At 70.2% G+C, this 19,492-nt stretch carries 20 protein-coding genes; 2 read left to right on the top strand and 18 right to left on the bottom strand.

Features of this window, described 5'->3' with window-relative positions; translation table 11 throughout:
* Nucleotides 1-15: 15 nt before the first annotated feature.
* Nucleotides 16-3,915, top strand: a complete 3,900-nt coding sequence (locus ACIGW4_RS11970) for a DNA-directed RNA polymerase subunit beta' (protein ID WP_123454626.1) — start codon at nucleotides 16-18, stop codon at nucleotides 3,913-3,915.
* Nucleotides 3,916-3,988: 73 nt separating this feature from the next.
* Here the strand turns inward: ACIGW4_RS11970 and ACIGW4_RS11965 are convergent, their stop codons facing one another.
* The 14 genes from ACIGW4_RS11965 to ACIGW4_RS11900 form a co-directional block, all read right to left on the bottom strand.
* Nucleotides 3,989-4,252 (bottom strand): hypothetical protein, encoded by a 264-nt coding sequence (locus ACIGW4_RS11965; protein ID WP_123454628.1) that lies wholly within the window; start codon nucleotides 4,250-4,252, stop codon nucleotides 3,989-3,991.
* Nucleotides 4,239-4,472, bottom strand: coding sequence for a hypothetical protein (locus tag ACIGW4_RS11960; protein ID WP_116159371.1), 234 nt, complete (start codon nucleotides 4,470-4,472; stop codon nucleotides 4,239-4,241). Before ACIGW4_RS11960 ends, ACIGW4_RS11965 begins: the two co-directional genes overlap by 14 nt.
* A 16-nt stretch (nucleotides 4,473-4,488) precedes the next feature.
* Complete coding sequence (locus ACIGW4_RS11955; RefSeq protein ID WP_359590053.1) at nucleotides 4,489-5,400, bottom strand: peptidoglycan-binding protein; 912 nt, start codon at nucleotides 5,398-5,400, stop codon at nucleotides 4,489-4,491.
* Nucleotides 5,401-5,475: 75 nt separating this feature from the next.
* Nucleotides 5,476-5,859 carry an ATP-binding protein gene (locus ACIGW4_RS11950; RefSeq protein ID WP_399579973.1) on the bottom strand — a complete coding sequence of 128 codons (384 nt, stop codon included), beginning with the start codon at nucleotides 5,857-5,859 and terminating at the stop codon, nucleotides 5,476-5,478.
* Between the two features lie 31 nt (nucleotides 5,860-5,890).
* Entirely contained in the window at nucleotides 5,891-6,526 is a 636-nt protein-coding gene (locus tag ACIGW4_RS11945; protein ID WP_123454634.1) for a hypothetical protein, read from the bottom strand.
* The gene (locus ACIGW4_RS11940) at nucleotides 6,526-7,635 is read right to left on the bottom strand and encodes a hypothetical protein (RefSeq protein WP_399579970.1); all 1,110 of its coding nucleotides are present in this window, start codon (nucleotides 7,633-7,635) and stop codon (nucleotides 6,526-6,528) included. Before ACIGW4_RS11940 ends, ACIGW4_RS11945 begins: the two co-directional genes overlap by 1 nt.
* Nucleotides 7,636-7,647: 12 nt before the next feature.
* Entirely contained in the window at nucleotides 7,648-8,784 is a 1,137-nt protein-coding gene (locus ACIGW4_RS11935; RefSeq protein ID WP_399579968.1) for a hypothetical protein, read from the bottom strand.
* Nucleotides 8,785-8,815: 31 nt separating this feature from the next.
* Nucleotides 8,816-10,129, bottom strand: coding sequence for a hypothetical protein (locus ACIGW4_RS11930; RefSeq protein ID WP_260174454.1), 1,314 nt, complete (start codon nucleotides 10,127-10,129; stop codon nucleotides 8,816-8,818).
* Nucleotides 10,130-10,178: 49 nt separating this feature from the next.
* Nucleotides 10,179-11,375 (bottom strand): hypothetical protein, encoded by a 1,197-nt coding sequence (locus ACIGW4_RS11925; protein WP_398710141.1) that lies wholly within the window; start codon nucleotides 11,373-11,375, stop codon nucleotides 10,179-10,181.
* A 133-nt stretch (nucleotides 11,376-11,508) separates the two neighbouring features.
* Entirely contained in the window at nucleotides 11,509-12,432 is a 924-nt protein-coding gene (locus ACIGW4_RS11920; protein ID WP_123454642.1) for a phage distal tail protein, read from the bottom strand.
* Between the two features lie 45 nt (nucleotides 12,433-12,477).
* The gene (locus ACIGW4_RS11915; protein WP_398710143.1) at nucleotides 12,478-13,746 is read right to left on the bottom strand and encodes a tape-measure protein; all 1,269 of its coding nucleotides are present in this window, start codon (nucleotides 13,744-13,746) and stop codon (nucleotides 12,478-12,480) included.
* A complete protein-coding gene (locus tag ACIGW4_RS11910) occupies nucleotides 13,743-14,954 on the bottom strand; it encodes a phage tail protein (protein ID WP_398710144.1) in 1,212 nt (403 codons plus the stop codon). Before ACIGW4_RS11910 ends, ACIGW4_RS11915 begins: the two co-directional genes overlap by 4 nt.
* Nucleotides 14,955-14,983: 29 nt before the next feature.
* A complete protein-coding gene (locus tag ACIGW4_RS11905) occupies nucleotides 14,984-15,964 on the bottom strand; it encodes a hypothetical protein (protein ID WP_398710145.1) in 981 nt (326 codons plus the stop codon).
* A gap of 95 nt (nucleotides 15,965-16,059) precedes the next feature.
* Nucleotides 16,060-16,272 carry a hypothetical protein gene (locus ACIGW4_RS11900; RefSeq protein ID WP_398710147.1) on the bottom strand — a complete coding sequence of 71 codons (213 nt, stop codon included), beginning with the start codon at nucleotides 16,270-16,272 and terminating at the stop codon, nucleotides 16,060-16,062.
* Between the two features lie 300 nt (nucleotides 16,273-16,572).
* Here ACIGW4_RS11900 and ACIGW4_RS11895 point away from each other — a divergent pair, with 300 nt between their 5' ends.
* Complete coding sequence (locus ACIGW4_RS11895) at nucleotides 16,573-17,385, top strand: hypothetical protein (RefSeq protein WP_399579963.1); 813 nt, start codon at nucleotides 16,573-16,575, stop codon at nucleotides 17,383-17,385.
* A gap of 35 nt (nucleotides 17,386-17,420) precedes the next feature.
* On the opposite strand, the gene ACIGW4_RS11890 is transcribed toward ACIGW4_RS11895, so the two are convergent.
* The 4 genes from ACIGW4_RS11890 to ACIGW4_RS11875 all read right to left on the bottom strand — a co-directional run bounded on the left by ACIGW4_RS11890 (nucleotide 17,421) and on the right by ACIGW4_RS11875 (nucleotide 19,487).
* Nucleotides 17,421-17,720 carry a hypothetical protein gene (locus ACIGW4_RS11890; RefSeq protein WP_398710150.1) on the bottom strand — a complete coding sequence of 100 codons (300 nt, stop codon included), beginning with the start codon at nucleotides 17,718-17,720 and terminating at the stop codon, nucleotides 17,421-17,423.
* A 113-nt stretch (nucleotides 17,721-17,833) separates the two neighbouring features.
* Nucleotides 17,834-18,124, bottom strand: a complete 291-nt coding sequence (locus ACIGW4_RS11885) for a hypothetical protein (RefSeq protein ID WP_030687847.1) — start codon at nucleotides 18,122-18,124, stop codon at nucleotides 17,834-17,836.
* Nucleotides 18,125-18,278: 154 nt separating this feature from the next.
* Complete coding sequence (locus ACIGW4_RS11880; protein ID WP_123454656.1) at nucleotides 18,279-18,887, bottom strand: phage tail protein; 609 nt, start codon at nucleotides 18,885-18,887, stop codon at nucleotides 18,279-18,281.
* A 192-nt stretch (nucleotides 18,888-19,079) separates the two neighbouring features.
* Complete coding sequence (locus ACIGW4_RS11875) at nucleotides 19,080-19,487, bottom strand: hypothetical protein (protein ID WP_398710152.1); 408 nt, start codon at nucleotides 19,485-19,487, stop codon at nucleotides 19,080-19,082.
* Nucleotides 19,488-19,492: the final 5 nt, after the last annotated feature.

The following is a 19,492-nucleotide window of genomic DNA, read 5'->3' as shown; positions in this document are numbered from 1 at the left end:
AGGGATTGACGCATAGTGCTCGACGTCAACTTCTTCGACGAGCTCCGGATCGGTCTGGCCACCGCTGACGACATCCGTCAGTGGAGCCACGGCGAGGTCAAGAAGCCGGAGACCATCAACTACCGCACCCTGAAGCCCGAGAAGGACGGACTCTTCTGCGAGAAGATCTTCGGTCCGACCCGGGACTGGGAGTGCTACTGCGGCAAGTACAAGCGCGTCCGCTTCAAGGGCATCATCTGTGAGCGGTGTGGCGTCGAGGTCACCCGCGCCAAGGTGCGCCGTGAGCGGATGGGCCACATCGAGCTGGCCGCGCCCGTCACCCACATCTGGTACTTCAAGGGCGTTCCGTCGCGCCTCGGCTACCTGCTCGACCTCGCCCCGAAGGACCTGGAGAAGGTCATCTACTTCGCGGCGTACATGATCACGTACGTCGACGACGAGCGTCGTACGCGTGACCTGCCCTCCCTGGAGGCGCACGTCTCCGTCGAGCGCCAGCAGATCGAGAACCGTCGCGACTCCGACCTGGAGGCCCGCGCCAAGAAGCTCGAGAACGACCTCGCCGAGCTGGAGGCCGAGGGCGCCAAGGCCGACGTGCGCCGCAAGGTGCGCGAGGGTGCCGAGCGCGAGATGAAGCAGCTGCGCGACCGCGCGCAGCGCGAGATCGACCGTCTGGACGAGGTCTGGTCGCGCTTCAAGAACCTCAAGGTCCAGGACCTGGAGGGCGACGAGCTCCTCTACCGCGAGCTGCGTGACCGCTTCGGCACGTACTTCGACGGCTCGATGGGTGCCGCGGCGCTGCAGAAGCGCCTGGAGTCCTTCGACCTGGAGGAGGAGGCCGAGCGCCTCCGCGAGATCATCCGCACCGGCAAGGGCCAGAAGAAGACCCGTGCGCTCAAGCGCCTCAAGGTCGTCTCCGCGTTCCTGCAGACGGCGAACAGCCCCAAGGGCATGGTCCTCGACTGCGTCCCGGTCATCCCGCCGGACCTGCGTCCGATGGTGCAGCTGGACGGTGGCCGCTTCGCGACCTCCGACCTGAACGACCTGTACCGCCGTGTGATCAACCGCAACAACCGTCTGAAGCGTCTGCTCGACCTCGGTGCCCCCGAGATCATCGTGAACAACGAGAAGCGGATGCTCCAGGAGGCGGTCGACGCCCTCTTCGACAACGGCCGTCGCGGTCGCCCGGTGACGGGCCCCGGCAACCGTCCGCTGAAGTCCCTCAGCGACATGCTGAAGGGCAAGCAGGGTCGTTTCCGTCAGAACCTGCTCGGCAAGCGTGTCGACTACTCGGCGCGTTCCGTCATCGTCGTCGGCCCGCAGCTCAAGCTGCACCAGTGCGGTCTGCCGAAGGCCATGGCGCTGGAGCTCTTCAAGCCGTTCGTGATGAAGCGCCTGGTCGACCTGAACCACGCGCAGAACATCAAGTCGGCCAAGCGCATGGTCGAGCGCGGCCGCACCGTCGTGTACGACGTCCTCGAAGAGGTCATCGCCGAGCACCCGGTGCTGCTGAACCGTGCGCCCACGCTGCACCGCCTCGGCATCCAGGCCTTCGAGCCGCAGCTGGTCGAGGGCAAGGCCATCCAGATCCACCCGCTCGTCTGCACCGCGTTCAACGCGGACTTCGACGGTGACCAGATGGCCGTCCACCTGCCGCTCTCCGCGGAGGCGCAGGCCGAGGCCCGCATCCTGATGCTGTCCTCGAACAACATCCTCAAGCCCGCCGACGGCCGTCCGGTGACGATGCCGACCCAGGACATGGTCCTCGGTCTGTTCTTCCTCACCACCGACGGCGAGCTCCGTGACACCAAGGGCGAGGGCCGCGCGTTCGGCTCCACGGCCGAGGCGATCATGGCGTTCGACGCCGGCGAGCTCGCGCTGCAGTCGCAGATCGAGATCCGCTTCCCGGTCGGCACCGTCGCTCCCCGTGGCTGGGTCCCCCCGGTCGCCGAGGAGGGCGAGCCGGAGTGGCAGCAGGGTGACTCGTTCCGTCTGAAGACCTCGCTGGGCCGCGCGCTCTTCAACGAGCTGCTGCCCGAGGACTACCCGTTCGTCGACTACTCCGTCGGCAAGAAGCAGCTCTCCGAGATCGTCAACGACCTCGCCGAGCGCTACCCCAAGGTCATCGTGGCGGCGACGCTCGACAACCTGAAGGCGGCGGGCTTCTACTGGGCGACCCGTTCCGGCGTCACCGTGGCCATCTCCGACGTCGTCGTTCCCGAGGCGAAGAAGGAGATCGTCAAGGGCTACGAGGCGCAGGACGAGAAGGTCCAGAAGCAGTACGAGCGCGGTCTGATCACCAAGGAAGAGCGCACGCAGGAGCTCATCGCGATCTGGACCAAGGCGACCAACGAGGTCGCCGAGGCGATGAACGCGAACTTCCCCAAGACGAACCCCATCTTCATGATGGTTGACTCGGGTGCCCGAGGAAACATGATGCAGATGCGGCAGATCGCCGGTATGCGTGGTCTGGTGTCGAACGCGAAGAACGAGACCATCCCGCGTCCCATCAAGGCGTCCTTCCGCGAGGGCCTCTCCGTCCTCGAGTACTTCATCTCGACGCACGGTGCCCGTAAGGGTCTCGCCGACACCGCCCTGCGTACCGCCGACTCGGGTTACCTGACCCGTCGTCTGGTGGACGTCTCGCAGGACGTCATCATCCGCGAGGAGGACTGTGGCACCGAGCGCGGTCTGAAGCTGCGGATCGCGGCCAAGGACGAGGCCGGTGTCCTGCGGAAGACGGACGACGTCGAGACCTCCGTGTACGCGCGGATGCTCGCCGAGGACGTCGTCGTCGACGGCAAGGTCATCGCGCCGGCCAACGTCGACCTGGGTGACGTGCTCATCGACGCCCTCGTCGCCGCGGGCGTCGAGGAGGTCAAGACCCGTTCGGTCCTGACCTGTGAGTCCGCCGTCGGCACCTGCGCGTTCTGCTACGGCCGTTCGCTCGCCACCGGCAAGCTGGTCGACATCGGTGAGGCGGTCGGCATCATCGCCGCCCAGTCCATCGGTGAGCCCGGTACCCAGCTGACGATGCGTACCTTCCACACCGGTGGTGTGGCCGGTGACGACATCACCCAGGGTCTGCCCCGTGTCGTCGAGCTCTTCGAGGCGCGGCAGCCGAAGGGTGTCGCCCCGATCTCCGAGGCGGCCGGTCGCGTCCGCATCGAGGAGACCGAGAAGACCAAGAAGATCGTCGTCACCCCGGACGACGGCACCGACGAGACGGCCTACCCGATCTCGAAGCGTGCCCGTCTGCTCGTGGGCGAGGGCGACCACGTCGAGGTCGGCCAGAAGCTCACCGTGGGTGCCACCAACCCGCACGACGTGCTCCGGATCCTCGGTCAGCGCGCGGTCCAGGTCCACCTGGTCGGCGAAGTCCAGAAGGTCTACAACTCGCAGGGCGTGTCGATCCACGACAAGCACATCGAGATCATCATCCGGCAGATGCTGCGCCGCGTGACGATCATCGAGTCCGGCGACGCGGAGCTCCTCCCGGGCGAGCTGGTCGAGCGCTCGAAGTTCGAGCAGGAGAACCGTCGTGTGGTCACCGAGGGCGGTCACCCCGCCTCCGGCCGTCCGCAGCTGATGGGTATCACCAAGGCCTCGCTGGCGACGGAGTCCTGGCTGTCGGCCGCCTCCTTCCAGGAGACGACCCGAGTCCTGACGGACGCGGCGATCAACGCCAAGTCCGACAGCCTCATCGGCCTCAAGGAGAACGTCATCATCGGTAAGCTCATCCCGGCCGGTACGGGTCTGTCCCGCTACCGCAACATCCGGGTCGAGCCGACCGAGGAGGCCAAGGCCGCGATGTACTCGGCCGTCGGCTACGACGACATCGACTACTCGCCGTTCGGCTCGGGCTCCGGCCAGGCCGTTCCGCTGGAGGACTACGACTACGGTCCGTACAACCAGTAAGCGAGTCGCTCGACCGAAGGGCGGCCACCCCGTTGCGCACGGGGTGGCCGCCCTTCGGCGTGTCACGGAGGGGTCACCTGACGGCCAGCTCCCAGAGCGCCACGAGCACGCCGGCGCTCGCCGTCACCGCCGCGATGCTGGCCAGCGGCCAGCGGGCCCGTTCCAGCTCGTCGAGGCGGGCCTCGTGGTCGGCGAGCTGCTTGTCGGTCTGGTCGCTGCGCTGCACGAGCAGGGCGAGCGAGCCGTCGACGCGGGCGAAGCCGGCCTCCAGGGTGCCGCGGAGCCGCTCCAGTTCCAGGGCGACGGCGACGGGATCGTTCGGATCAGGCTCGGTCATCGGCACCGCCCGGGGTGGGGCGCAGCCAGGACGGCAGCAGGTTCTGCACCAGGTCGAGGGCCATCACCCGGGCCAGTCCGCCGGCGACGGCCAGCGCCCCCGCGACCCAGGGGAGGGTCGCGGGGATGCCGGAGGCGTCGACGATGGCGGGGAGCACGACGGCGATGCCGACGGCGGACTGGAGGACGGTACGGGCCGTGCGCTTGGCGGCATCGGACATCACTGTGCTCCTTGCGTTACTTCGTGTACGGGACCTTCAGCGCGTTCCAGGACGCGGCGCCCGGGATGCCGTCGGCGTCGGAGCCGCGGAAGCCGAGCTTGTGCTGCCACTTCGCGTAGCTGAGGCGGTCGGCCTCGCCCCAGCGGGGGCTCGGGCCGACGGTGTACGCGGAGCAGCCCTCGGCGACGAGGCGGCGGCCCATGGCGGTGATGATCGGGGAGCTCGTCTCCCTGCGGAAGAACGAGGTGCCCGGGAAGGGCTGGAGGCGGGGGGTGGCCGGCTTGCCGGCGTCGGGGGCGGGCTTGGCGGGGGCCTTGTTCAGCCGGGCCTGGACCCGGTCGCGCATCGTCGGCATGGCGAAGCCCCGGGGGTCGTCCTTCCAGTCCGACCACTCCTTGTGGCCGATGACGGAACGGGCGCCCCAGCCGTGGGCCCGGCACAGGGCGGCGGAGACCCGTTCGATCGCGTCGAGCTGGGCGGGCGGCCAGGGGTCGGTGCCGTTGCCGAGGTTGACGCACTCGAAGCCGTAGAAGCGGGAGTTGCCGTCGACGGCGCCGGAGCTGCCCTGGTGCTCGCGGGGGGCGGGCGGCCGGTCCCCGTACGTCTCGGAGACGACGGCCTTGAGGACGGCCGGGTCGCCGCCGCCGGCGTGGTTGGCGCGCCCGTTGCCGACGAGGTGGACGGAGCCGTCCTTGGCGATGACGCCGTGGCAGAGCGGGCCCGGCAGCCCCTCGTATCCGTCGAAGCACATCTCGACGGTGTTGGCGGTGCCGGCGGAGACGGTGTGGTGGATGATCACGCCGGTGACGGGGCCCCAGGCGCCGTGGCCGTTGCGGTTGTGGGTGCGCCAGCCGGGGTGTTCGACGACGGTGACGCCTTCGGCGCGGAGCGCGGCGACGAACCGGTCCGCGGTGAGGGGAGTGGCCATCTGGTGTCCTCCGGGAATGCGAAAGCCCCGGCCGTGGTGCGGCGCGGGGCGGGCGTACGGATGGGGCGCGGCGGGTTACGGGGCGGGCGCCGGCGGGGCGGCCGGGTCCCAGGCCGCGCAGAGCGCCGCCTGGGCGGCGCGGCGGGTCTCGAAGTCGGCGAGCGCTTCGGCGACGGCGCTCTGCACGGCGGTGGGGTCGGGCACGGCCTGCCGGCCGGCGGTCGGCTGGACCACGGTCGTGCCGTAGCCGCGCAGCGAGGCGCCGTTCTGGCCGTTCTCGTTGACCTGGGCGCTGACGTACACCGCCGGGTACTCGCCGGTGATCGGGTCGATCTCCAGCGGGCCGCCGAACGAGTTGTCGTAGAGGCGGACGGTGATGGTGTGGCCGTTCTCGATGACGGTGCCGCGGCCCGCGTAGTCGATGGCGAGGCCCCAGGGGTGGCTCGGGTCGGGGGTCATAGGGTGCTCCTTTCCGGGGGAGTGGGGCGGGTCAGGACTGGAGGCCGTGCATCCGGACGGGCTGGGCGTAGACGGTGCTGGTGCCGGTGACGTAGCCCTGGATCTCGACGGTCAGGTCCTTGCCGAAGTCGGCCTGCATGTCGGTGGTGACGGCGCCCGTGAAGTCGAAGACGGACGTGGTGGTGACGGTGGGGCCGAACTGGACGCCGTTGACCATCACCCGGATCTGGCCGGTTCCGACGACCTTGGTCAGCATCCGCAGCCGCAGCCTGGGCTGCCAGATCACGTTGGTCGAGGTGGCGAACGTGGTCCAGGCGGTGGCGGAGGTGTAGGGCCAGTTCGCCTGGTTGACGGAGTCCTGCGGCGGCAGCATCGGCAGCCAGGGGCGGGCGAGACCGCCGGTGAGGATGTCGTCGGAGAGGATCTCGTGGCCGTAGGCGTCGTTGATCCGCAGCACCGGCTTGCTGCCGCCCGGGCCGCTGGTGATGAACTGGGCGACGGTGACGGCCGTGGTGGGGTCGTCGAGGTTCGGCTGCCGCTTCACGGTGAACGAGCCGTTGACGATCTCGTTGAGCGGCGGGCGGGTGTTCACCGCTGTGGACAGGGCCTGGATCCGGCGTTCCATCTGGATCAGCCGGTCGATGATGTCCTCGGGCAGCAGTGCCATCAGGCCTCCTCAAGGGCGAGTTCGGCGGTGTCGGGGCGGCCTCGTTCGGCCGGCCGCACCTTGACGCCGACGATGCGGTAGCGGGTGTCGAGGCCCGCCGGGTGCCATTCGTCGGTGATGCGGATGCGGGCGGTGCGGCCGAGGAGTGCCGGGGGCACGATCCCGCCGAGCCGGATGCTGATCTCGGGGATCACCGCCGACCCCGAGGCCTCGTCGACGGCCGCCTTCGCCAGCGAGTTCAGCGTGGCCTTGTCGCTGACGTCGTTGTGGTCCGACGAGAGGTCGAGCGGGGGCCAGTCGCCGTCGATCTTGTCCGGAGTCATGAGGTCGGACAGGGTCGGCCGGGATTCGGTGGCGGCGTTGCCGTTGGTCGTGGCGCCGCGCGCCAGGGCGGCGGTGCCGCCGCGGGTGGCGTCGTCCGAGAAGGAGTACGAGAGGATCGCGCCGGGCCGGTCGAAGACCATGTCGGTGGCGCCGGTACGGATCTTGGGCGAGCCGAGCCGCAGCTCGCGGACCCGCCTGTTCTTGCCCGGGTCCGGGTCGCGGTAGACCAGGATCTGGTACTCGAAGCCCTTCACCTGGGCGCCGAGCTGGTCGAGGGCCTCCTGGTAGACGATCTCGTCGCCGTACCGCCAGGACGCGGTCCGCAGCACGTCGGACTTCTCCTCCCAGTCGCCGACGTCGATGGCGCTTTCGGCCAGCCCTTCCGAGAGGTCCCGCCAGAGGGTGCGGGCGATGACGAACTGGTCGGTGGGCTGGGTGAACTTGATCTCCTTGCGGATGCGCCGCCGGGACGCGTACGAGTCGAAGGTGGCGGCCTGGACGCTCAGGGTCAGGACGCCCCGGTCGCTGCCCTGGAGGGTGGTGGTCCAGACGATGCCGCCCCACCACAGGTCCCCGCCGCGCTCCAGGTAGACCGTGGTGCGGCCCGGCCGGATCTTGTGGACCCGGTCGGCCATGGCGCGGTCGGGGATGGGAACGGTGCCGGAGAGGGAGCCGGCCCGGCCGATGTAGTCCTCGAACGAGACGTCCCGCAGCGGCAGGATGTCCAGCGTCTGGTCGGTGACCAGGTCGCAGAAGATGGCCCGGTAGGGCGTGTCGAGTGCCATGGGGCAGCCCCCTTACAGGACGTAGGTCGCGGAGATGCGCACGGACCGGCCGGCCACCAGGGCGCCGTTCGGGGACCAGGTGCGCAGGTTGACCTGCCCGCTGGGGGCTATGTAGGCGCCGCCGTCGGCGAAGCCGTCGCAGGCGGAGGCCTCGTGGTCGAAGGCGGGGCGCCAGCCGGCGGGCAGGGTGCACAGGGGTTCGTCGTTGATGTTGCCGGCGCTGTTGGCGTTGATGTCGGCGCCGTTGCGGGTGACGCTGATGAGGACGGTCGCGATGCCCCGGGTGCGTCGGGCGGAGAACGCCAGCACCGTCCAGCCGGGCAGCGCCGTGATGCCGCTGGTGGTGGTCTCCACCTCCACCGGCGGCTGGTACGCGGCCCACGTGGTGCCGTTCCAGCGCTGGAGCGTGCCGTTGTTCTCGCGGAACTGGCCGATGTAACTGCCGACGGAGAGCGCGCCGTTGGGGGCGACGCCGCCGATCTCCTTCGGGTACGCGATCCAGCCGGTGCCGCTCCAGCGCTGGAGGTAGTGGGTGTTGTCGTTGTCCTGGTACTGGCCCGGGTAGGAGCCGGGCACACCGGCGTTGTTGTAGACGGGCAGGATGCCGCCCACCGCGGCGACCGTGGTGCGCAGGTCGGTCAGGTCGCCGCTCGTCCAGCCGATGCCGCCGGTGCCGGCCGAGGTCCCGGCCTTGACCTTGACCGAGAAGAGGACGAGCGAGGCGGGGGGCGCGCTCGGGGCCGTCGGCTGTGCCTTCGGCTCGCCCCTGACGATCTCCAGGACCGCCTCGCTCCTGGTCAGGTGGTCGAACTCGTCGTCGTACACGCGCAGGACGACGAGGTCGATGCGCGGGTTGAGCGGATCGCCGTCCCCGAAGGTGAGGACGGTGTCCGCGTCGAGGGCGACGGGGTACGCGCCCTGGTTGTTCGTCCCCTGGACGACGGCGCGCCCGGCGTGGATCGTCGCGCTCATCGGGCCGCTGGAGGTCAGGGAGAGGCCGCTGACCCGGTACGTGCCGTCGGTCGAGCCCGGCAGGATGCCGGAGCGCGAGACGAGCGGGTCGGCCGGGGTGACGGCCCCGAGGGAGGTGAGACGGGTGGTGACACGGGTCTGCCCGGTCGGCGGGAGCCATCCGCTGCGCAGTGCCATGGTGTTCTCCTGTGGGATGGGCGGATCGGGGCTACGGCAGCGGGTCGACCTTGATGAACGTGTTGTCGAACCCGGCCTTGAGGCTGAGGGTGTTGGCGATGACCCGGAAGTAGGCCGTGAGCGTGTAGGTCGCGCCCGGGGTCAGGGACGAGTACCGGCGCGTGGTGGAGACCGAGACCATGTGCTGGCTGGCGGCGATCGTCGCGTAGTCGTCGTCGAGGTCGTTGACGACCGTGGCGCCCTGGGTGAGCTTGAGCGCCATGTAGGCGTAGTGGTCGGGGCTCCCCGACCGCAGCTTGCAGCCGAAGCTGACGGCGACGGCCTTCGACGGCGGGGCGACGAAGTTGACCGTGAGCGGGTTCGTGGTGCGGCCGGCCAGCGTCGAGGTGTAGGTGGTCGACGGGGTGTCGCCGTAGTCGCCGTTGTCGACGAAGTACGGGCCCGGCGTGACCGTGACCCATGACGAGCCGTTCCAGCGCTGGAGCTGGCCGCTCGGCGTGTCGCGGTACTGGCCGACGTAGCTGGCGGGCGCGGTGGAGGAGGCCGGGATGATGCCGCCGAGCGCCGAGGGGTAGGAGACCCAGGCGTTGCCGTCCCAGCGCTGGAGCGCGCCGCCCGCCGCGTCGCGGTACTGGCCGATGTAGCTGGCCGGCGTGGTGGAGGCGGAGGCCGGGACGATGCCGCCGAGCGCCGAGGGGTACGAGACCCAGGCGCCGCCGTCCCAGCGCTGGAGCGCGCCGCCCGCGTCCTGGTACTGGCCGGGGTAGGAGCCCGGCAGGACCGGGCCCTCGACCGGGAGGATGCCGCCGAGGGAGACGACCGGGGTGCGCAGGTCCTTGAGGGCGCTGGCCCACGGGATGCCGCCGTTGCCCGCGCTGGCGCCGGCCGGGACGGTCACCTCGTACAGCGGGAGGCAGCGCGGCGGGGCGGCCGGGGGCTGCGGGTCCTGGTTCGCCTGGCCCTGGATGACCTCCACCACGGCCTCGTTGCGCTGCTGGCCGTCGTACAGGTTGTCGTAGATCCTGAGGACGAGCAGGTCGATGCGGTTGTACTGGGCGTTGCCCGGCGCGAAGGTGACGGTCTCGGAGGTGGGCAGCGTCACCGGGTACGCGCCCTGGGAGATCTCGCCCTGGATGACGGCCCGGCCCTCGGAGACGGTGGCCGTCATGGCGGCGGAGCCGAAGGTCCAGAAGCCGGAGAGCCGGTACTGGCCGCCGTACGAGCCGGGCAGGACGCCGGAGCGGACCTGGACCGGGTTGGTCATCGTGGTGACGCCGGTCTGGGTGAGACGGGTGTCCTCGCGGGTCTGGCCGGTCTCGGCGACCCAGCTGCTGCGCAGGTTCATGGGGTTTCTCCGTTCGAGGAGTCGGGGGACGGTTCGGCGGTCGCGGGGGTCAGGACTTGATCCACTCGGCGGAGAGGTTGCAGGCGTAGCCGGAGCCGCCGAGGGTCTTGATCGCCGCGGTGTGGCTGTGGAAGCCGGCGAGCTGGAGGAGCTCGCCGGCGGTGAGCCTGAGCAGGCCGCTGCCGCCCACGGAGACGGCGCCGTTGCCGGCGGGGGTGAGCCAGGTCAGCCGGGACTGCCCGACGCCGCCGACCATGACGCGGGCGCCGCGCATGCCGGTCTGGGAGTCGTTGGCCCAGGTGGCGTGTGCGGAGATCCGCCACCAGCCGGTGCGCGGCACGGTGTAGGTGTTGTTGTTCGTGGTCCAGGCGGCGGCGTCGTCGACCTCGACGGTGGGCAGGCTGAGCACGGTCCAGGTGTTGGGGGCGATGCTCTGCTGCTGCGCGGCGAGCCACTGCGTGGCGCTGAGCAGCACGGTCGAGGCGCCCTCGACGTACTGCCAGGCGGAACCGTTCCAGCGCTGCAGCCCGCCGCCGTTGTCCCGGTACTGGCCGGTGTAGCCGCCGGTGGCCGTGGTGCTCGGGGCGATGCCGCCGATGGCCTTGGGGTACGAGACCCAGGTCGTGCCGTCCCAGCGCTGGAGGAGGTTGGAGGCGTCCCGGTACTGACCGGCGTACGCGCCCTTGTAGCCGCTGGTGGGCATGATCCCGCCGAGCGCGACGACCGGCCAGTGCATGGTGGTGACGGCGGAGGACCAGAGGATGCCGCCGGTGCCGGCGGAGGTGCCCTTCGGCACCCGGATCGTGTAGAGCGGGATCGTGCTGCCGGGCCCGCTCGCCGGGACGACGGGGGCGGCGGTGGCCTCGCCCTTGACCAGGCGTATCAGGGCCTGGGTTTCGCCGGTCCGGTCGTAGGCGTCGTCGATGACGGCCAGCTCGATCAGGTCGATCCGGTCGTACTGGGGGTCGCCGTCCGCGAGGGTGAAGCTCTCCGGCGCGGTGGCGGAGACGAGATAGGCGCCCTGGGCGGTGTCGTTGCCCTGGACGATCGCCCGGCCGGTGCCGATGGTGCACTGCATGGGCGCGCTGTCCTTGAGGACGAAGCCGCCCGGCACGACGCCCGGACGCGAGCGGAGCGGGGTCTCCTCGGCGCTCTGGCCGCTGGGGGTCAGCAGGGCGGCGAGGGTCAGACGGGTGTCCTCGCGGGTCTGGCCGGTGGGCTGGAGCCAAGCGGCGCGTACGGTCATGGGGTCACCTCTCCGAAAGGGGTCGGGATGGTCGACGAGAAGGGAACGGCCCGGCCCGCGAAGGCGACTGACGGGCAGTCACCGTGCGGGCCGGGCCGGGATCACCGGTGGACGGCGGGCCGTGGGGCGCGGATCACCATTCGGCGCTGCGCCAGCGCACGGTCATGAGCGCTTCCTCGGTCCCCTTCTCGGGCCGGAAGGACAGGTCCGTGCGACCGGGTTCCACCACGAACAGCTCCTCCGGGGTGGAGTCGGCCATCGCGGTGTGCAGCCGGGAGGCGGAGTTGTTGAGCATGACCGTGCCCGCGCGGGTGTCGACGGTGAGCTCGTCGCCGGCGGCCAGGTCGATCGCGTACCGCAGCCGGCGGCGGCTGACCCGCTCGGTGACGGACGGCATGGAGCAGGGGCCGCGGAAGACGATCACCGGGTGGGCCGGGGCGGAGCCGGTGTTCTCGACGACGGCGTCACCGGTGCTCTTCGCCTGGCCCCAGCTGAGCGGCCAGGTCAGCGGCCAGGTGAGGCCCGATTCCGGCTGCGGGGGAGTGGTGGTGGCGATCTCCTCGTTGACCGCGTACCGGCGGGGGTCGGAGGCGAGCCACTGGACCGACATGCGCGAGCTGCCCTGGGTGGCGAAGCCCTGGTCGGCCGGGACGACGCGCTGCGCTATCCGGGCGCGGACGGTGAGCAGTTCGCCGTGCAGCCGCACGGTGAGCCACCGCTCCTCGTCGAGCAGGGCGAGCGCCTGCCGCAGCGCGCGGACGGCCTCGACCGCGCCGCCGTACTCCGGCATCAGGACGATCGTGCCGCCGATCTTGCGGGGCTTGGCGTAGCGGGAGCCGGGCCAGGCGCCGTGGGAGGTGGGCCGGTCGGCGTCGGAGGAGTCGTACTCGGGGAGGTCCTCCCAGCCCGTCAGACCGGACTTGTCGACGTTGAAGGGGGTGCCGGGTCCGATGAGGAGCCCGGCCCACTGCATCTGCCCGTCCTGGGTGATGAGCGAGCCGGGCGCGAGGTCGGCGGTGTAGGTGTTTCCGGCGTACGGGGGCGTGGTCTCGGCCATGGGGCCGTCACCTCACTTCTGAGGGGATGTCGGGGCGGGAGGGCGTCAGCAGTGGGCGCCGGCGAGGAAGAGCAGGTCCTCCGCGACCGCCCGCGGGCCGGCACCCGGGTCCTCGTGGAAGTCCCGGAGGCGGTGCGGCGCCCGGGGCGGCTCGTCGGCCGCCGGGACGCGGCGGCTCTCGAGGACGGTGAGCGGGTCGATGCGCGGCGCGGAGTCGGCACCGGGGAAGACGACACCGCCCTCGGCGAGCATCGGGATCTTGTCGATGTCGACGCCGAACTTCTTGTTCGTGAGCGGGACCTTGAAGCTCAGCTTGTCGAGGCCGTCGATGATCCAGTTCGCGAAGGCGATGAGACCGTTGATCGGTCCCTTGACGACACCGAGCACGGCGCTCAGGGCGCCCTTGACCAGGTCGCCCATGCCGCGCAGGGCCTTGGCGACGGCGTCCTTCGCGTGCCGGAAGAAGCCGGGGATCTTGTCCGTGATGAAGGTCAGGACCGGCTTGACCGCGTTCTTGACGGCGCCCATGGTGCGGGACGCGATCCCGCGCATGGCGTTGGCGGCGGAGGAGACGGCGCCGCCGATCCTCCTGATGCCGTCGATCGCGGAGCCGATGCCCTTGAGCGCGGTTTTGAACAGGGTGAGGTACGCCTTGACGTAGGTCCCGACGGCCGTGCCGATGAGCTTGATGACCGGCTGGAGGAAGTTCCAGACCGACTGGAAGCCCTTCAGCGCGGCCTGGAAGACCTGCTTCATGATCCGTTGGCCGGTCTCGGTCTGCATCGCGTACTCGATGAGCCAGGCGGCGACGGGCACGAGGATGCCGACGAGGAAGCCGATCGGGTTGGCGCGCATGGCGAGGTTGACGCCGGTCATGGCGACGGAGGCGACGGTCATGACGGTGCCGTACGTGTCCATCAGCTTGGTGATGACGTCGGCGACGGGCAGCATCGGCGCGAGGATCGACAGGATGCCGCCGATCGCGGGGCCGAACTTCCCGGCGGCCGTACGCGCCTTTCCGGCGGCGGTGCCGAGCTTCCTGACGCCGGCGCCGGCCTTGGACCGCTGGATCCTCCGGACGGAGGAGGCGGTGCCGGAGGCGGTGGAGCCGAGGGTGCGGACGGAGGCGCCGGCGGTGCGGAGCTCGGAGGCGAGCCTGCCGATGCCCCCGGCCGCCTGCTGGACGTCCCCCCTGAGCCGTTTGAGCGTGTCGGCCGCCTGGTCGGCGCCCTGGCGCAGGGACGACAGCCGCGGAGCGACCGCCTGGAACCTCGGCATCCTGACCCGCGGCATGACGGCCAGGGCGGCACTCATGCGCGGGCTCCTCGCGCCTTCACGAGGTACATGAGCGCGTCGGCGGTGGCGTGCGGGTCGCTGCCCCGGGCCGCGTGGTAGTGCTCGATGTGCAGCCCGGCGCCGGAGCCGCCGCCTCCGTGCAGCTGCGCCTGCATCCGGGCGCGGCGGGCGGTGAGGGCGAGCAGGCGGTCCAGCTTGGAGAGCGGCAGGACGGCCTCGGCCTCGCCGGCCTCGGCGATGATCGCCGGGACGCCGCCGGCGCGCGGCATGACGACACCACCGGTGGCGAGCATGGGGATGGTCGGGATGTTCACGCCGAAGGTCTTGCCGCCGACGATCGGCACCCAGCCGGGGACGCTGACCTTGACGCCGTTGACGGCGCTGATCATCCGGTTGATGAGGCCGATGACGGCGTTGATCGGGCCGGACACGCCGCTCTTGATGCCCTCGAAGGCCCGGGACGCGATGTCCTTGAGGCCGTTCCAGATGGAGGACATCTTGTCCTTCACGGCCCGGAAGGCGTTCGGGATCGCGCTCTTGATCCAGTTCACCACCGGGGTGATGACGGCCTTGATGCCCCTCCAGACGGCTCCGATGACCGTCTTGATCGCGTTCATGACCGTGGTGATGACCGTCTTCCAGATCTTCACGTAGGTCTTGATGACGGTGGCGACGGCCTTGACGACGCTGGAGATGGCCTTCTTGATGCCGTTCCACACCGTCTTGATCAGCTGGCCGGCCTTCTTCATGATCGGGCCGACGGCCTTCATGACCGAGCTGATCACGGTCTTGACGGCGTCGAAGGCCTTCTTCAGGATCTTCTGCATCGTCTTCGACTGCAGGGCCATGTCGACGATCTTCTCGATCAGCGGCATGAAGAGGTCGATGAGACGGGCGAGGAAGTTGCCCTTCATCGACTTGTTGAGCTTGTCCTGGCCCTTGGACGCCTTTCCGGCGCCGGACTCGTACTTGCCGAGCTTCTTTCCGGCGGACTCGGCGGTCTTGCCGGCCTTCGACATGGCCTTCTCGGCCTGGTCCGAGGCCGACTTGAGGTTCTTGAGCTGGGTGTTGGAACCCTGGGCGTTGGTCTTGAGGGTCTTGAGCTGACCGGACGCCGCCTTGCCGGCGTCGCCGACCTTCTTGACCGAGCCGCCGGCGCCGGACGCCTGCGTCTTGAGTGTGCGCAGACCGTCGGACGCGCCCTTGAGGGACTTGACGAGAGACATGGGTTACCTCCTTTCGTGGTGGGGTGGGATCAGCCGGTCGCCGTGCCGATGACGTCGTCGAGGGTGCGGACCGAGGCCGCGAACTCGTTCAGCTTCGTGCGCAGGGTTCCCGTCGCCGTGGCGAGGTCCTTGGCGGCGTCCGCGGTCGCCTGGAGCGTGCGGGGCTTGGGGAGGTCGCGCGGGTTGAACTTGTCCTGGGCGTCGCCGATCTTGCCGATGGCGTCGGCGAGCTTCTCGATCTCGGTCGGGTTGGCGGCGTCGGTCGCCTTCGTCACCGCTTCCACTCCGCCGGCGAGACGCTTGAGCGCGGCGGCGCTCTTCATCTTCCCCACGGCCTTGTTGAAGTTGATGATGCGTCGGTTGATCTGGCCGAGGGCCTGCTTCAGATCGTTCAGCCGCGCCGGGTCCGGAGGATCGGTGAGGACGACCGCGGCGCCCTGCGCCTCCCGGTCGCGGATGTTCTGGAGGGGCTGGCGCTGAATCCGGGTCTGGTCCTCGTTGAGGGCGTAGGCCTGGCCGCTGAACACCAGGGCCTGGAGCTTTCGGAAGCCGTCGAGGATGGCCTTCCGGAGGACGATGACCAGGCTGGCGGCCAGCAGGGGGACGAGGAGGCCGCCGATCGCGGTCCAGAAGTAGGCCCACTTGGCCTCGTGGTTCTCGTGGAACTTCTCGACCGCGCCACCGAGCGTGTCCAGGCCCCACGATTCGAGGAGTTCGGACGACAGCTCCTTGTGCAGCTCCTCGTACATCTCGGCGAACCGGGAGACGAAGGCGAACGGCAGCATCGCGTCGGTGACGATCCTGGGCTGGGCGTCGATGAGCGCCTGCTTGAGCTTGGAGACCTGGAAGGTCTCCTCCTTCTCCTTCTTCTTGGGGTCCTTTACATCGTCCCCCTGGTCCTTGGGGTCCTTGGGGTACGTCGCCTTGACCGGCTCGCTCCCCTTGATGAGGCTCTCGTGGAACTCGTCGAGCTGTTTCTTCAGCTCTTCTCTGGTCACTGCGTCTGACATGGTTGCTCCGCTTCCGGCCGGTGAGGCCATGCGCCGAAGAGCCCCTGCCGCAGGGATCGGCAGGGGCTCGTGCGGGGAGACGGGCGTTCGGGCGGCTAGGCGTCCTCGTCCGGGCGGGGGTCGCGGCGCAGGGTCGCGAGGGCGTCGTTCCAGCCCGCCGAGTACGCGAGGGCCTCGTAGCGGGAGACCTCGGCGTACAGCGTGCCGAGCAACGCTCTCTTGTCGAGGGCGACGGGTCCGTCGAGGAGCTGGCGGAGGCGGTCCTGGAGCGAGATGTGCGGTCGCGATGCCTCGGCCTGCTGAGTCATGGACGCCTGCCTTCCGGTTGCTTGCCCGTGCGTGTGTGGCGGCGCCGCGGAGTGAGGAGCGGGGGCACCACGTATTCGAACTACTGTACGAACAGAGTGTGGAACATCTGTTCTATGTTTGTCGAGCGGCAAACGTCTGACGGCGTGTCTACTGGCTTGCCCCGAACGGAATGGCGCCCGATCCGGCCTTCTGTTCGACCGGGTAACCTGGAGGGCGCGTTCCCCGGACGGACCACCCGGGGAGCGAGGGGCGCGAGAGGCGCGCGGGGACCCCAGGGGGCTGGAAGGCAGCACTGACGCATGGACACGGAGCCAGGAGCGAACCGGCGCGAGCGAGTCGTCGACTGGCTCGCGTCCCACCCCGACCTGCCCCACCTCTTCGCACGCCTCTCCGAACTCGTCCACGTCCACGGGTACGCACCCGAGGACCTCGTCGTGCTCCCCAGGTCCGAGGTCGACCGCCGGGAGACGGCCGCCTTCACCGCGGGCTGGGCCGAGGCCGTGGCGGACGAACTCCCGCGCATCCGCCGCGAGTACGAGCGCCGCGTCGCCGACGCCTACGCACAGGGTCAGGGTGACGCGCGTGGAATCCGCCGTCCCCAGCGCAGGGCCGACGGCGGAAGGGACGGCGCCCAGGTCATCGCGCTGCCCTTCGCACGGCTCCTCGAACCGCCGGCTGCCGTCGTCGAGGCCGAGGAGCGCGTCCGCAGGGAGCGCGAACTGTTCGAACAGCGCTCCGACGCCGGGCCCGAGCCCGAACCCCGGCCCGTGCCCGAGCCGGAGCCCGCGCCGGAACCGGAACCGGAGCACCGGGCCGTCACCGAGCCGGCGTCCGAGCCGGACGTCCTGCTGACCGCCCAGGGGAGCCGTGCCCGCAGGAACGCCCAGCCCGTACGGAAGGTCGTCCGGGGCAAGGGCGGGCGCCCGATCGTGCCGCCGCTCGCCGGGGTGCCCGGCGAGCGGGGTCCCGGGGGCGAGCGCCGGGAAACCGAGGGCGCCGGGACGGAACCGCGTCAGGGCAAGGGCGGCCGGCTCTCCGATCGGGCCAGGGCCCTGGAGGAGGAGCTGGCGTCCGAGCGAGCACAGGAAGCGCCCCCGGAGTCCGCTCCCTGAGGGGAACGGCCTCCGGGGGCCGCGGGGGTGTGACTTCAGCCGAAGAACCGGGCGAGCGCTCCCGGGGAGACCGCCTCGGCGGCGTCCTCCGGCGGGGAGTTCTCGTCCCGGCCTTCCTCGTCCTCGTCCTTGACGCCCGGACGGGGAACGGGCGTCGGCGGATCGGGCTGGTCGTTGTCCTCACCGGAGTTGACGCACTGGAACATCCAGTTGGCGACGGCCAGATGGTCCACGGCCGCCGCCAGCAGGTGATCGGTGATCGACCACTCGGCGGCCTCGCCGTGGAGGTCCCGCTGCACGGCGCTGTCCCGCGGCAGCTGCTTGATCAGGACCATGACCCGCCGGCTGGAGAGCTCTCCGCGGTGCCAGTCGAGGAGGTCGACCCCGTAGTAGCGGATGAAGTCAGCCTCGAGGGCCTCGGCGTGTTCTTCGACGAACTCGACGAGGCTCAGTCTTCCCCCAGGCCGAGCCCGGTCTCCTTGCCGTAGGCCTCCAGGATGGCGGCGATGTCCTGCATCGTGAGGTCGTGCTCCTCGAAGCGGACGTACTGCTCCTCACCCATCAGGAGTTCGAGCAGGCCGTCCACGTCGTTGTCGTCGAGCTTCCGCAGCGCCTTGGCGGTCTTGCGGGAGAGCTCGGTGGGAAGCGTGTAGGACTCGCCGTCCAGCTCGAAGGACCAGGTACGGCCGTGGGCCTCCAGGCGCTGGGCGCGGGCGGCGTTGACGTCGAAACGGGCCATGGTGTGCGTACTCCTTGTTCGCGTGGTGCGCGTGGGTGAAGAGGAGAGGGGGTGGGGCGGGACGGCGGTGCGCCGTCCCGCCCCGGACGGACCCCTGCCGAGGACGGACCCCTGCCGGGGACAGACCTCTGTCAGGGAGTCCTGTGGGGATGGATCAGACGGACGCGCTGTACTGCGTGTCCTTCATGAGGAAGGTCGCCAGCGGCTTGCCGTCGCCGTTCGACATCGCGCTGAAGGTGATGCCGAGGGTGGCGGCACCCTTGCGGTTCAGCTTGATGTCGTCGGTGGCGGTCACCTGGCCGCGCGGGATGATGAAGCGGTAGGTGACGGCGGTGGTGCCACCGGCCTTGACGTCGGTGAACTCCAGGCCGAGGGCACGGGCGTCCGCGAACGGACGCTCGGCGATGTCGTACGTGTAGACGTCGGTCGCCGGGGCCGGGGCGGCCTTGACGCTGCCACCGCCCATGAAGAACGGCAGCGTGTCCTCGTTGAACTGGAGCAGCGAGAACTTCAGGGACAGGTCACGGGCCGAGTAGACGTAGTGGATCGGGGAGACCGACTGCCACGAGTCGATGGCCTCCAGCTTGTCCTTCTTCGAGAACGTGACACCGTCACCGGTGGTGTAGCCGAGGTTCGTCCAGGTCGTGGACGCCCAGTCGGTCGCCGGGTCCGCGCCGAAGGCCGGGGCGGTGGCACCGGCGTTGGCGACGAAGAGCTTGCCGATGCCGGCGACGCGGATCTCGGCGGAGTTGTTTCCTGCCATGGTGGGGTTTCTCCTTGGTGAGAGGGTGAGGGCGCCGCCCCGGCCGGAGGGTTCCGGGTCCGGGTACGGCAAAGGCCCCGCCGGATGGGCCGGCGAGGCCTGGTCTGTGGGGAGCGGTCGCGGGGGCGACGCGCTCGGGGTGGGGCGCCGGGGCGCGGAGACGCGCGGGGGCGGCGCGAGGTGCGCGGAGGTCTAGAAGACGTCTAGCGCGAGCTGGATGACGCAGAGGTAGCGGTTGGCGCCGCGGTAGAGGTAGTCGGGCATCCAGCGCGGCCCGTCCTGCTCCTCGACGTCGCTCACGAAGACGGAGCCGAGCTGCTTGCCCATCGTGGCGAGCAGCGCCCTGCGGGCCGCGTTCGCGGTGACGTGGGCCGCGGGCTTGGTCGGCCCGTACACCTCGAACTCGATCAGCGGCTTGTCGACGTGCAGGTCGCCGATCCAGGCGCCGCCGCGGCGGTTCACCAGGACGGCGTTCTGCGTGCCGTCGAAGCCGGCCGGGGCCTGGGCCGCGATCGTGACGCCGGCCAGCGCCGGGTCGGCCTTGAGGACGTCGACGACCAGCTTCTCGACGTCCGGGAACGCACTCGGGGGAGTGGTCATGACGG

It is taken from the genome of Streptomyces sp. NPDC053513, assembly GCF_044544765.1.
GTDB lineage: Bacteria > Actinomycetota > Actinomycetes > Streptomycetales > Streptomycetaceae > Streptomyces > Streptomyces litmocidini.
Note: the sequence above shows the minus strand (reverse complement) of the source record. Positions and strands in the feature narration are given on the sequence as shown.